Below are 13,693 nucleotides of genomic sequence, written 5' to 3'. Positions count from 1 at the left end.
ACGAAATGTCTAGAAAAGCTTATACTGCAGATGGTGCAGTAGCTATTGGCCCATATTCCCATGCAGTCGAATCCGGCGATCTTATTTACCTTTCCGGTCAAACTCCTATAGATCCGGCATCCGGGAAACTCGTTCCAGGCGATATTAAAACTCAAACTGAACAATGCTTTAAAAACTTATTCAATGTTTTATCGGCATCAGGTTTAACACCCGATAATGTAATTAAGGTAAATGTTTTTCTCACGGATATGCATAACTTTGACGCTATGAATTCGGTCTACAAAAAGCAATTCTCTGCCCCTTATCCTGCTCGCACAACCATTGGTGTCGCCTCACTGCCGCTAGGGGCCCAAGTTGAAATTGAAATGATCGCTAGAAGAGATGACTAATTTTCACTTCGCCATCATATCTCGAGTCTGAAATAAAGAAGGCATCTAGAGAAGGGATTATTAGACATGCTTGAACGTCACGTCATAAAGTATTTAGCGCCGGGATGGTTCGCGGTAGTCATGGGTACAGGAGGGCTTGCCAATATCTTGTTTCAATGGCAAAAAGGTTTTCAAGGAGGATATATTCTGAGTTTAGTCATTGCGCTAATTGCAGTTGGTTTATACTTCTTGGTACTCGTACCTTGGGTTATTCGATGGTTTTGGTTTTTCGATTATGTGCAAAGGGATCTTCATCATCCAGTAGCAAGCAACTTTTTCGTCACTATGCCTGTAGCAACCATTATTGTAGGTACGAATGTTTATACAATTTGGAGTACATATCTAGGTGAAACTATGACCTTTATTATTTCCATAACTGCCTGGATCATAGGGGTAATTGGAGTGGCCTTTTTTTCTTTTTATACAACGTTTAGGATTATTCGAGTTGAAGAGTCGCCCAGGCCAGAAACCACAAATTTTTCTTGGATCATGGCGCCGATCGCCAATATGGCTACCTTGTTGTTAGGAAACTCCGTATTAGTTCTAAGTTTAAGTCATAAGCCCATGTGGAGCATGTCAATATTAGTTGTCAACATCATTATGCTAGGGATCGGGTTCTTCCTTTTCATATTTATTAGTGCTGTGATTTTTGTTCGGCTAATTCAGCACGCTCTTCCTCCGGCAGACTTAACTCCTTCTTTTGGAATCCTATTAAGTGCTGTTGGTCTGGCCGTAATCGCTATTGTTGATATTACAACAAGCGCTCAATATCTTGGGATATTGACCTCCATTGAGCTAGCCTATTTGGGAGCGGCTATTATATGGGGGTTTGGAATTTGGGTGATTGGGATCACTGGACTCATTTCTATCCATTATGTGCGTAGAGGCGGAATCCCTTTTGGATTGGGATGGTGGGCATATATCTTCCCTTTGGCAGCCTATACTATAGCAAGTCAGAAGATAGCTTCAATTTTTCTTTCGCCTCTTACCTATGGGTTTTCGGCATTTTTAACGTTTTTTTTGGTTTTTCTTTGGAGCTTTGTTTTTTTAAAACCATGGCAAGTGCTTTCAACGGCAAACTATTTTTGGGAATCCCGATTAACCCAAGTGAAAATCAAAGAGCTTAAGTTGGCGTAAAATCATAAATGCGGTATTATTGTAAGTAGAAGCTTAACTTTATTTTAGTGGAGGACGTGAAAACAAATGGCAATTACGGCACAGCGTATCTATTCTGAACAGTGGAATCCTACAGAGGAAGATATTAAGAGCCTTTTTCCCATGGCCGACTTAATAGCAGAACTTGGTAGGGACCCAGGCATAAAAGTACTACGAGATGACGAAATTCGACTTCAATACCCCGGCCAATATAACATCTCTGTTCAAGCTAGAGCATACAACCTGAGGCTGACTCAACTCTTACAGGAGTATTTCACCAACTACTGTAATAGTCCAGAGTTAGCGGGTTTGCTAGGGGTCCAAATACCACAAATTATGTGGGTGGATACACTAGGATTTGAAGACCCTTTAATTAGCCTTCACATTTCGAAGCTGAACAAACAAGAAATTTTTATTAATGATATTGTTTTGGTTAAAAACAATGATTTTGACTTATTAAGTGATGGACTTATCGAAAAGGTACTTGATAATTTGAGGGCTTTTGCCCGAAATCAAGGGGTTAAATATATTTCCGGATACGCTGCAAATCGCAGTACTCTAAACCTATTGAAAAGTAAGGGGTTTTTAGAAGATACCAGAGAAAGTATGGGTAATGATTATCTATGGAGATTGGCAGTTATCAGAGGTGAGCAATTGCCCTTCTATGAAGAGCTGTAGACTATGACAAATATAATAACGGTTTTTTCGGATTTCTTATGACCTTTTTGCATGATAGGGAAAGTCCCCCTTGACCAGTTGGCCAGGGATAAAAATTTAACCATAGAATGGAAGTCCTTTGAGCTTAGACCTGAGGGAATTGAACTTCCCGAAAAATCACCGGAATATCTGGCCAGAGCCAAGGCTGGAATTGAAGCCTTAGGGAAAAAGTATGGGCTCCAAATGATCTTTAATGAAAGAAGTAAGCACTCAAGATTAGCCCTTGAAGGCGCAAAATTTGCAGAAGATCAAGGGCTTGGTAATGTATATCATGATGCGGTTTTTACAGCACAATTTCAAAATCAGCAAAATATTAATGACCTAAATGTTCTATGTGAGCTGGCAGAACGGATCGGATTGAATCAGGAAGAATTTAAGCAGGCGCTTATTACTAGAAAATATGAACAAGCTGTTTCTCGGGACGTAGCTGAAGCTCAGAGATTAGGGATTCAAAGTGTTCCGTGTTTTATTGTTGATGGTCGTGCAGTTCATGGAGCCCAGAGCTATGAAGCTCTTGAGAAGTTCCTAAAGGGAACTGCTAGCGGATTTCCTTTAGATATCAAAGTGTAGTCATTGTCCAAAAACTTGGTAGATATAAAAACTTTTAGAGAGGGTAAGTTAATTTTTCAAGTTTTATTAACTAAGGTATTGCAGATGGTTTTAACAGATGAGCAGAAGAAGGTACTAAAGGGACAAGGTTATATCGCCTATAAAGATGGGGTGCATTTTTCCTGTAGGGTTCAGATTAATGCGGGAAGAATGAATGCCCAGGAAACTCGTAAAATAACAGAGGTATCTGAGATATATGGCAGGGGATATTTTACCCTAACCCAACGCTTAAACGTAGAAATTCCTTGGCTTAAGTATCAGGATCTGGAGAATGTGGCACGGGAGCTTAAGGAAGCGGGCTTATCTATTGGAAGTACTGGAATGAGAGCTAGGCCGGTCCATACTTGTAAAGGAGATGTTTGTCAAGTAAGCTTTTTTAATACAGCGGAAGTGGCTGAACAAATAAACGAACAATTTTATAAAGGGAAATACGATGTTGTACTGCCCAACAAATTTAGAATAGCACTTAGTGGGTGTCGAAATAGTTGCTCGAAACCACAACTTGGATGTATTGGAATACAAGGGCGAAAACCAGGCCAAGTAGCCATTACCATCGGGGGAATGTTTGGCAAAGAACACTTCGTCGGAAGGGAATTACCAGAGCTGTATTCTATCGGTGAGGCACTTATTATAGTGGAAAAGGCTTTGGACTATTATCGTGAAAATGGTCAAAAAGGAGAGCGATTTGCCAGAATGGTGGAGAGAGTTGGTTTTGAAACCGTTGCAAATTTCTTAACAATCTAACCCTATAGGTTAGGTTGTTGGAATCTACAAATACTATATTAGAAACTGGGGTTGAGATCCTTAGAAAAAGGAGGATTTCTACCCTAGTTTTGTATCTTGCATAAGTTACGACTTGAGTTGTTTTATAGGCATCTTTACAAGGGAGTAAGATTTTGAACATTGAGCAAAGAAAGAAACCTAAAAAAAGCATAAGTTCTTGTGGAGAGTTCCCACAAACCCGTGTCTTAATAGTGACAGCAGTCTCCGCAGAAAAGGATGCAATAATCCAGGCGTTACACAATGATCCCAGGTTTGAGGTTTTGGTAGGGGGGGTCGGCTCAGTTGTTGCGGCAGTGAATACGACAAGGGCTCTTGCTGAAGCTGAATATAGTTTGGTTATTAGCGCAGGTATCGGGGGAGGCTTTCCAAGTAAAGCAGAGGTAGGCTCACTTGTAGTGGGGACACAGATCATCGCCGCAGATTTAGGGGCAGAGACTCCAGATGGATTCAATAATCTAGAAACGTTGGGTTTTGGTTTTACACGTATTCAGACTGACTCAACCCTTGTAGAACGTATTACTAAGGCCTTACTAGAGGCTCAACTCCCGGTTCATGCTGGTCCGGTACTCACAGTTTCAACGGTTACGGGCACAACTGAGACTGCTAGGGAACTAACTGCAAGGATAGAGGGAGCTTCGGCTGAAGCTATGGAGGGGTTTGGCGTTGGATGCGCAGCCCTCAATCGAGGACTACCTGTTTTAGAAATTCGTGCAATCTCAAATTTAGTGGGTCCCCGTGACCGATCTGCATGGCGTATCAAGGATGCTCTAGGGATATTAGAAGCTGCTTGCGAAGTATTGGTGGAGGTATTATGATGAAAATTGCGTTTTCTCCTTGTCCTAATGACACGTTTGTTTTTCATGCCTGGGTACACGGGCTGATACCCGGTGCACCTAAGCTTGATGTAACCTACGCAGACATAGATATCACGAATAGTATGGCAGCAGGGTCGAATGGTCCTGATATAGTCAAGATTTCCTACGCAGGGTTACCGTGGGTATTGTCCGAATACGCGTTACTGCCCTGTGGAGGTGCATTGGGTAAAGGCTGCGGTCCATTGTTGCTGTCATCAAATAAAAAAGATATGAACGATAGCACAAGGTTACATAGCTTTCGTGTAGCGGTCCCCAGTGAGCGGTCAACTGCTTATTTGCTTTTTCGGTTATGGGCAGCTCGACATGTACCAGGGGGAATAGGCGAGATTGTTGTTCTCCCCTTTCACGAGATTATGCCCGCTGTACGTGATGGTTTGGTCGATGCTGGACTTGTAATTCATGAGGCTCGTTTTACCTATCCTTCCTATGGGCTGACTCTCATGGTAGACTTAGGAAGTTGGTGGGAACAAGATACTAATCTGCCGATTCCGTTGGGAGCTATCATTGCTCGTAGGTCGCTGGATTTATCCGCAATCACCAGCTGGATTCAGGCCTCCGTCAGATATGCGTGGGCACATCCGGAGGCTTCGAAAGCATACATTCTTCAGCATAGCCAAGAGCTATCAACTGAAGTAACTCAAGCTCATATTGAACTTTACGTTAACGAATTTACAGAGAATATTAGTACCCTCGGGTATAAGGCGGTGGAATCCTTGCTAAGTAGAGCTTCGCAAGAAGGGCTGGTACCAAGCGTTGATTTGGATCAACTATATTTTTAATAGATCAATCAAAGACAGTAACTTACTTCTGCCCCAAGCAAAGTTAATATTTTGCTTGGTTTTTTTTATAAAAAGGGCTAGATTACAATGGAATATTATACCAATAGATGCTTCTGGTGCATATAGTAAAGCTAAGGAGGTGAGTTTCTAATGCATGGTAATTGTTGTAAACCAATCTGTTGTCCCCCACAGTATTGCGTAAGAGATTTCTACGCTCAGCGGTTGATCCCCGTTATTCATCCAGTTGTGAATATTAATCGTCAAAATATCATTGATGTCCCTCAGCATATTTATCAACAGACTTCAAGAAATGTTGTTGTTGAGCAAGGATTTCAAGCTCCAGTTGCACAAGGTAGAGGTTTCCTAGGAGGTCCAGGTTTTCTAGGAGGTAACCAAGGATTCGCTGCTAATCGCCTCTTCTTTTAATCGAGTTGTAAAACTACGAGCCACGCCATTCTAAGCGTGGCTCGTTATACGTTAAGATTAATAACCACATCCTGAGATTAATTCGGATTGTGTTCATCCGACGGATCTAGTAATAACATGCCTAAGGGATTATAATAGCCTTGGAATTGTTTAACTTCTTTGCAATTGGAGAGAAATAATTCTTTTTAAGAAGATTATACTTTAGGAATCAAACTACTATGAGTAGAGCTTTCGTAAAAAATACTATAGAGAAGGAAGTATGAATAAGTGACTAAAATCGAAAGAATACTGGCTGCCACACGCTTTGAGCGAGTTGATCGCATCCCTAAAGGGGAGTTTCATCTCGAAGATGATTTAATTGCGGAATTACTAAATTTAAAAGATACAGTGTCGTTTAAAGATAGAGTTGAGGCCTGTGAACTTTGTGGGCTAGATGCTTTAGCTTTTTCTCCGCCCTTCTCTCAGCCAGACAAAGCCAAGGTTTGGGAGGGTATTAAACTATGGCGAAAAGAAACAGATTTTTTCATTTTCGCTATAATTGACGGTCCTTTTCAAGGAACTGCTAAGCTATTCACGTCGTTTACAGATTATTTGCTGGCAATTGCTAAGCATGACCCTTTGCTTCCGGAGCTCGTCGCAAAATCTGTAGCAGCTAATGTTGAACTCGGACTAAATGCTTTGGCGTCTGGGGCGAACGGAATAATCGTTGCGGATGACATTGCCTATCAAGGTGGTACGTTTATATCACCGGCAGCTCTACGTAAGGACTTTTTCCCTAGCCTGGCAGAGCAGGTTGAGGTTCTAAGCGGCCAGAATGCTCCGGTTTTCTTTCACGCCGATGGAAATTTATTGCCTATAATTGATGATATTATTAATTTAGGTGTTGATGGCTTGCATTCTCTAGATTTTGCTTCACTAGCCGATATCGCAAAAGTCAGACTGGCAACAAAAAATAGACTCTGTTTGATGGGCGGATATGATCTGGCCTGGTTTGAAGAAGACAATCGGACTGATAAGGCGTTGCAATTACTAACCGCGACTTCCCTAGAGTCTATGGAGAGCGGGTATATTTTTGGTAGTAGCGCAGGTATCTTGGGTAGTATTCAAGGGGCAAATAAAGTACTAGATGTATATCAATATGTTAATAACCTTTCGGTGGGTAACTATGGTTACAGGTAAAAAGCTCTGGACAATTTAGCAATAGTTCGTTAGAATAAAAATTGTAGAAAACCTGTGAGTGTTCTCACTGGTCTGTAGTGGGGTAGAGCGGTAGCTTAAAAAAGAAATTGGTTTAAACATAATAGAATAGAAGGATGGTAGAATATGGGCGTTTTTGGTTATACAAATAGCTATCCTTTTGGAGGGTAGCTATTTTTATTTTATTAATATTTCCATAGAAGTGAGGTTGGTTAATTGTGATCTGGAATGCCGAAGAAGAATGTATGAGCCGTAGTCGAATGGAAGAACTACAACTGGAACGTCTTAAGTGGACCGTCAACAGGGTGTATAACAGAGTACCTCACTATAGAGGGAAATTTGAGAAATTAGGGATAACCCCTGAGCAGATTAGGTCCTTAGATGATCTGAAGCGCCTGCCATTTACGACAAAGGACGATTTAAGGAGCAATTACCCTTTTGGTCTTTTTGCTGTCCCGCAGAGGGAGGTAGTAAGGGTTCATGCCTCATCGGGAACAACAGGTCGACCTGTCGTCGTAGGCTATACGGCTAAGGACCTTGATACCTGGACGAATTTAACGGCACGGATGGTTAGTTTAGCAGGGGTCACCTCGGAAGATGTTGCTCAAATAGCGTTTAATTATGGCCTTTTTACAGGTGGTTTTGGCCTGCATTATGGGCTGGAACGGGCAGGCGCCCTAGTCGTTCCCGTATCAGGAGGTAATACGGAACGTCAGCTTATGTTAATGCAGGATTTTGGTACGACAGTTCTAATATCAACCCCGAGCTATTCTCTCTATATAGCGGAAGTTGCCGAGAAGATGGGAATTGATATTTCTTCTTTAAGTCTAAAAATCGGTCTGTTTGGTGGTGAACCTTGGACAGAGGAAATGCGTAATGAAATTGAATCCAGACTACACATTCTTGCCACAGATAACTATGGCTTAAGTGAGGTAATGGGACCAGGTGTCGCCGGGGAATGCAGTTGCAAATGCGGCCATCACATAGCCGAGGACCATTTTATCGTTGAGACGATTGACCCCGACACCGGTGAAGTTCTTGAGCCGGGGCAGGAAGGGGAATTAGTCTTTACTTCCTTGACTAAGGAAGCTTTTCCAGTAATACGTTTTCGAACCAAAGATATTTCTCGTATCAACCAGGAGCCTTGCAAGTGTGGACGAACTACAGCTCGAATGCGGAAGATTATTGGTCGTACAGATGATATGTTGATTATTCGTGGTGTCAATGTTTTTCCTTCCCAGATCGAAAGTGTGCTAATGACCATTGAAGGTATTGGCCCTCATTATGTGATAAATGTTCATAGGCGCAACTTTCTCGATGAACTGGAAGTGTTGGTCGAGCTTACCCGTGAAGATCTTCTCGAACCATACTCAAAGTTGGAGGACTTCTCGAGTTACATCCGCCAAAAGCTCCATAGTGTTCTTTCAATTAACGTTCGCTTAAAAATTGTTCAACCGGGAACCCTAGAAAGAAGCGCTGGGAAAGCTAAGCGGGTCTTCGATTATCGAGACCAGCCCAAAGTATAGTCTCCCGGGTCTTCTTATATGGGGCCTTCTAAGTACTTACATGATACTTGACTCCCCCCTTCAAGAATTGGGAGTCTTATCGATCGGATAAATAAGGAGTTTTAATTGTGGTATCTATTAGTTCGCTTTTATTAACTTTAATGCCGATAGCAGTGATCATAGCCATGCTCGTCATCTGGAAAAAACCTGCAGATATAAGTGGCGTTGTTGGTTGGATGGTCGTATCCCTTATCGCGTTCTTATTCTTCCAAACCAGTCTGGAAGTGATTTTTAGGTCTACAGTAACAGGGCTAGTCAGGTCCTTTACAGTTTCTCTAGTGGTTGCCGCATCATTGTTGCAGATGGCTTATATGGAGAAGACCGGAGCGCTGAAAAGAATTATCGTCTTTATAAAAACTATTGCCGCCGAAAACAAAGCTGTTCAGATAATGATAATTAACATTGGTTTCGGTACACTTATGGTTTCAGTAGGAGCCACCCCGGTCTCACTGCTGCCTCCCATTATGTTGGCACTGGGTTATTCAACCTATGTCTCGATTGCTTTACCGTGTATAGGGTATGATGCTCTTTGCACCTATGCTTTATTAGGGGCTCCCATTGTCGTGTTTGTGGATGTAGCCAATTCATTTTTAGGGAAGGGTCACGAAATTACTTTATCTCAGGCGGGCAGCGTATTTTTCATGTTCCTACCGATCATTTCCACTTTGATTGGTTTCTGTATGCTTTGGATTATCGGACGGTGGCAGGGTATAAAAGAGGGTTGGCTGCCTGTTCTTATCACCGGAGCAGCAATAACAGGGGTCTCATATTTTACGAACAAAGTTGACAGACTAGTCGTTCTAACAGGGATCATGTGTGGTGCTGCTGTTATTATTGTTATGGCACTCTATCTTTTATCAACAGGAAAAAAGATCATCGATAAACGTCGACTTAGTCGTGAAGAATTAGCTTATGAGAATACATTTCCTTTATGGAAGGCATTAACTCCATGGGGTCTCCTTATTATTCTAATCTTAGCGCTCAACCTTCCGACGGATATGTTTAATCTTCTATATAGAAAACTAACTCTCCCCATCGCGGGCTTATCGGCTGATGGTAAACCTATTATGACAAGAGCGTTGTGGAACGCCTATACCTGGATTTTTGTTAGTACCTTTCTTTCTATGCTCTTTATCAAACCAACTAAGTCGCAATTGAAAGAGACCTTTAGTTTATGGTGGAAGAGGGCTCCCAGACCAGTCTTTGCCGCGGCTATTTTCTTCGTTATCGGAGAGATCATGAATATGTCTGGCTATGATATGGCTTCAAATAAGTATGCTGTTGAGAGCATGGTTCAAGTTTTGGCCAATTTCTCATCTCAAGTTTTAAATAATGCCTATGGTTCAGTCGTTGCTTTCATTGGTTTATTGGGAGGATTTATTACAGGGAGCGAAGCTTCTACTATAGCTATGTTCGCCACCTATACTTTAAAGACCTCAAAGATACTCGATATGGGATTATTAGAAATGCTGATCATAACTGCAGGCTTAGCCTTTGGAGGAGGTTTAGCGAGTGTTGTTTCCCCAGCAAAGTTGCAGAATGCTGCGGCAGCAATTGATAAGCTGGGTGAAGAAACTAAGGTAATCAGAATCGCCTTTGTATTTGCCTTATTATTGACGGCAGTGACGTCAGCCTTGGTAATGATATTATTAGGTGTTTATGTCTAGCTAATGGGAAATGTTGTAGATCCCCTTCCCTTAAACTCGGGAATGGGGATCTCTTTATTTCTACTTCTTTAAATGTTACAATTATCCCAAATTGTGAAAAATAATCAGTTTCCTGAACTCACTGCTTATAAGTGAGGCGGATAGATCTATGTCAAGAGTGGATTAGACTCTAGAGGAGGCAATTTAGGTCGAACATGTCAATAAGAGCTTGTAAGGATTTAAGTGGCAAAGATTATGAGGAGGTACTTAACCTAGAGACAATTTGTATTGATCATGATAATCTTAGCGGGAGCTTCTTTTTAGATCCATCCCTGAACTTTGACAGTCGTATTAAGAGTTTTTTTCTGTTATATGAAAAAAGTAAGTTAATAAGTATGCTATCCATGTTTATCCCTACAAACCATGAGGCGGAAATTACGGCTTATACACTCCCAAAGTTTCGAGGCAAAGGATATTTCAAGTCTTTATTAGGCAGGGCAGTCGAAGAATTAAGACAATTTCATGTCACAGACCTATTATTCGTATGTGAGAGCACATCGATTCCGGGTAAAAGGGTAATACGTGCTCTAAAGGCAGATTATGACCATACAGAGTATTTTATGAGATTGAATAAATCCAGATATACCCCCTTAGATACATATCGGCTAATGCTTTTAGAGGCTGGGCAAAAGGATCTAGAAAGGGCCATCACCGTGAATATGAGGGTTTTTGAGGATAGCTATGAAGAATCTAAGAGCCTTATTCAAAATTGCTTCCAATCGGATATTCGAAAACAGTATCTTGCAGTTTTAAAGGATCTGATTATCGGTCTAGGTTCGGCAAATTTTGCCGGAGAAGACGTGTCAATATATGGTGTCGGAATATTACCTGAATTTCGTTTTAAGGGGTATGGTAAAGAACTAGTCCATCTAATAGTCGATAGTGTATGGCAAAGTGGAAACTCTGAAATAACCATAGAGGTCCATAGCGAGAATGACAATGCGTTAACACTTTATAAGAAGACTGGGTTTTATGTGCAAGTTGCTTATGAATATTATCGTATTAAGGCAAATGAGGTCTTATAGTGTAGGCAGGAGAATTGCGTATGAAAGGAGACACATTATGTGTTTGCTCTTTTTTGCCTATGATTGCCATCCCCATTATCGCTTGATCCTGGCAGCCAATAGAGATGAGTATTTTAGAAGACCAACTGAACGTGCACATTTTTGGAATTCACACCCTGAGGTTTTGGCGGGAAAAGATCTGGAAATGCTAGGAACCTGGATGGGGATTACCCTTGAAGGTCGTTTTGCAGCACTCACTAATTTTCGTGATCCTGCCGCACAGATTATGAACCCTCTATCCCGGGGGATGTTAGTCCGAGATTTCCTTTGTTCTCATGAATTCCCCATTAAATATATTCAAGATGTTTCGCTTAACAGTGCACTCTATAATCCTTTTAATCTCTTAGTGGGGGATACTTTTAGTTTAATGTACTATTCTTCTAAACCATCATCGCTGGTTAAAGAACTCAGTTCTGGAATCTATGGTCTTAGTAATCATCATTTAGATACACCTTGGCCTAAAGTTCAAAAAAGCAAACAAGCCTTAGCAGAATATATAGAGAATGCGTCACTAATTGAACCTCATGTTCTTTTTGAGATTTTGGCCGATAGTGAACCTGCCCAGGATCATGAATTGCCTGAGACTGGGATAAGTTTCGAGCTGGAGAAGTTGTTATCCTCGATCTTTATCCAAAAAGCCGACTATGGGACGAGATCGTCTACTGTGCTTTTAATAGATCGCGAAAACCATGTGACATTTAAGGAACGCAGTTTCTATTTAGGTCAGAAACATGTAGAAGTGGACTATGAATTTAAGATTAAAAAATAATAACTTAAAGAAGGTACTTGTTAATGTTAAACCAAAAAGAGACGCCGATTATCCTTGCTGAACAGGTGCAAACATCCCTTTCTAATTTAGCACCTCTTACTCGGAAAGTTTTTCTATCCCTTAACCCACCCAGCTCTTTGGATAACCGAGCAGATGTAGATCAAGTTCGCCATATGCTGGAGCGTAGCTTTGGCTCTGTAAGTGTACCTCTGGAGATTATGCCAAAGGTACCTGGTACATGTCGTAGTGCTGACTGGCAGGTTACCGCAACACTAGCGGATATTGGTTGTGGCTGGAAGTTGATTGATCTAGAGCCCGGCGATACTTCTAGAGAACAATTTGGACTAGCCATTGACATTGGTACAACAACCGTCGTTGTCTATCTTGTTGATTTATGTAGTGGTGAGGTTCTTAGACATGCTGCCGACTATAATGATCAAATCATGATGGGGGAAGATATTTTAAACCGTATCCGTTACGCCGCAGAACCAAATGGTTTGGCCCAACTGCAAAAAGCAGTTTTAAATACTCTAAATCGGTTAATTAAGGTCCTTTGTCCTCTTCCTATGGAGACAAGTAAGATTACAGCAGCAGCTATTGGGGCTAATACAACGATGATTCACCTCTTGTTGGGATTAGACCCTGCTTCGATTTGTCGTGCTCCATATACTCCGATGATTAACAATCCGGGCTTAATTCCTGCGAGGGAAATCGGTATTGATATCCATTCTCTAGCCCCTGTCTATTGCCTGCCTAGTATTGGAAGTTATCTTGGGGGAGACGTCATAGGAGGAATATTAGTCAGCGGTATGCACAAACAGCCTGCTATTTCCCTTTTTGTAGACATCGGAACCAATGGAGAAATTGTTTTAGGTAACGAAGATTGGCTTGTCGCTTGTGCAGGTGCCGCCGGACCTGCTCTGGAAGGTGGAGTTACCACCTTTGGTATGCGAGCAGAACCCGGAGCTGTCGACCATGTTTCCATAGATCCCAAGACTGGTTGGGTAGAATACTCAACGATTGATAATCTCCCTGCTAAAGGTATCTGTGGTTCAGGCTTGGTGGACACACTAGCTGGACTTTTTCTTGGAGGGTTTATCAATCGATCGGCCCGCTTTCAGAACGGACAGAATGAGTTTGTTATAGTACCTGCCCATGAAGCAGCAGAGGGGGAAGATATCGTTATTTCACAAGTGGATATTAATAACTTCATGGCAACGAAAGGAGCGGTCAACGCGGCTACGGATCTATTAATGGAAAACGTCGGCTGCCCTTGGCAAGAAATTAGTCATTTTTATGCTGCGGGAGCGTTTGGTCAGTATTTACCAATTGAATCGGCCGTTACCATAGGCCTCTATCCAGATCTTCCACGTTCAGCGATCCTTCGTCTAGGTAATAGCTCAGGCGAAGCTGCCCGCCAAGTACTTCTTTCTCGGACTAAGCGTTTGGAGGCAGAAGCTATTGCAGAAAAAGTTACTTATTTCGAATTAAATGCTAATGCAGCTTTTATGGACAAATTTGTAGGCAGTAAATTTCTTCCTCACACCGACCTTGAACGGTACCCCAGCGTGAATCGACTGCTAGAAAATAATATCTAAGTTGTAGGGTATGTCGCTAAGT

The 13,693-nt window shown here is 41.7% G+C and carries 13 protein-coding genes and 1 pseudogene; all 14 read left to right on the top strand.

Annotated elements, in window-relative coordinates:
- Nucleotides 1-5 precede the first annotated feature (5 nt).
- The 14 genes and pseudogenes from HGJ98_RS00195 (at nucleotide 6) to HGJ98_RS00130 (ending at nucleotide 13,671) form a co-directional block, all read left to right on the top strand.
- Nucleotides 6-389 carry a RidA family protein gene (locus HGJ98_RS00195; protein ID WP_291348970.1) on the top strand — a complete coding sequence of 128 codons (384 nt, stop codon included), beginning with the start codon at nucleotides 6-8 and terminating at the stop codon, nucleotides 387-389.
- A gap of 66 nt (nucleotides 390-455) precedes the next feature.
- A pseudogene (locus tag HGJ98_RS00190) lies at nucleotides 456-1,555 on the top strand (C4-dicarboxylate ABC transporter).
- A gap of 76 nt (nucleotides 1,556-1,631) precedes the next feature.
- Nucleotides 1,632-2,261 (top strand): hypothetical protein, encoded by a 630-nt coding sequence (locus HGJ98_RS00185; RefSeq protein WP_291348969.1) that lies wholly within the window; start codon nucleotides 1,632-1,634, stop codon nucleotides 2,259-2,261.
- A 3-nt stretch (nucleotides 2,262-2,264) separates the two neighbouring features.
- Nucleotides 2,265-2,870, top strand: coding sequence for a DsbA family oxidoreductase (locus HGJ98_RS00180; RefSeq protein ID WP_291348968.1), 606 nt, complete (start codon nucleotides 2,265-2,267; stop codon nucleotides 2,868-2,870).
- A gap of 84 nt (nucleotides 2,871-2,954) precedes the next feature.
- The gene (locus HGJ98_RS00175; protein WP_291349030.1) at nucleotides 2,955-3,653 is read left to right on the top strand and encodes a sulfite reductase subunit beta (hemoprotein); all 699 of its coding nucleotides are present in this window, start codon (nucleotides 2,955-2,957) and stop codon (nucleotides 3,651-3,653) included.
- 158 nt (nucleotides 3,654-3,811) lie between these two features.
- Nucleotides 3,812-4,507, top strand: a complete 696-nt coding sequence (locus HGJ98_RS00170; RefSeq protein ID WP_291349029.1) for a futalosine hydrolase — start codon at nucleotides 3,812-3,814, stop codon at nucleotides 4,505-4,507.
- The gene (locus HGJ98_RS00165) at nucleotides 4,507-5,346 is read left to right on the top strand and encodes a 1,4-dihydroxy-6-naphthoate synthase (protein ID WP_291348967.1); all 840 of its coding nucleotides are present in this window, start codon (nucleotides 4,507-4,509) and stop codon (nucleotides 5,344-5,346) included. The genes HGJ98_RS00170 and HGJ98_RS00165 overlap by 1 nt, the downstream gene beginning before the upstream one ends.
- A gap of 150 nt (nucleotides 5,347-5,496) precedes the next feature.
- On the top strand, nucleotides 5,497-5,772 hold the full coding sequence (locus HGJ98_RS00160) for a spore coat protein D (RefSeq protein WP_291348966.1): 276 nt from the start codon (nucleotides 5,497-5,499) through the stop codon (nucleotides 5,770-5,772).
- Between the two features lie 267 nt (nucleotides 5,773-6,039).
- Nucleotides 6,040-6,951 (top strand): uroporphyrinogen decarboxylase family protein, encoded by a 912-nt coding sequence (locus HGJ98_RS00155; protein ID WP_291348965.1) that lies wholly within the window; start codon nucleotides 6,040-6,042, stop codon nucleotides 6,949-6,951.
- Nucleotides 6,952-7,187: 236 nt separating this feature from the next.
- Nucleotides 7,188-8,495, top strand: a complete 1,308-nt coding sequence (locus tag HGJ98_RS00150; RefSeq protein WP_291348964.1) for a phenylacetate--CoA ligase family protein — start codon at nucleotides 7,188-7,190, stop codon at nucleotides 8,493-8,495.
- Nucleotides 8,496-8,611: 116 nt separating this feature from the next.
- Entirely contained in the window at nucleotides 8,612-10,201 is a 1,590-nt protein-coding gene (locus HGJ98_RS00145) for an L-lactate permease (RefSeq protein ID WP_291349028.1), read from the top strand.
- 194 nt (nucleotides 10,202-10,395) lie between these two features.
- Entirely contained in the window at nucleotides 10,396-11,265 is an 870-nt protein-coding gene (locus tag HGJ98_RS00140) for a GNAT family N-acetyltransferase (RefSeq protein WP_291348963.1), read from the top strand.
- Between the two features lie 37 nt (nucleotides 11,266-11,302).
- The gene (locus tag HGJ98_RS00135) at nucleotides 11,303-12,073 is read left to right on the top strand and encodes an NRDE family protein (RefSeq protein WP_291348962.1); all 771 of its coding nucleotides are present in this window, start codon (nucleotides 11,303-11,305) and stop codon (nucleotides 12,071-12,073) included.
- A gap of 23 nt (nucleotides 12,074-12,096) precedes the next feature.
- Nucleotides 12,097-13,671, top strand: a complete 1,575-nt coding sequence (locus HGJ98_RS00130; RefSeq protein ID WP_291348961.1) for an ASKHA domain-containing protein — start codon at nucleotides 12,097-12,099, stop codon at nucleotides 13,669-13,671.
- Nucleotides 13,672-13,693 lie beyond the last annotated feature (22 nt).

Origin of the sequence: Desulfosporosinus sp. (assembly GCF_014237355.1) — a bacterium.
In the GTDB taxonomy this organism is placed as follows: Bacteria; Bacillota; Desulfitobacteriia; order Desulfitobacteriales; family Desulfitobacteriaceae; genus Desulfosporosinus.
Note: the sequence above shows the minus strand (reverse complement) of the source record. Positions and strands in the feature narration are given on the sequence as shown.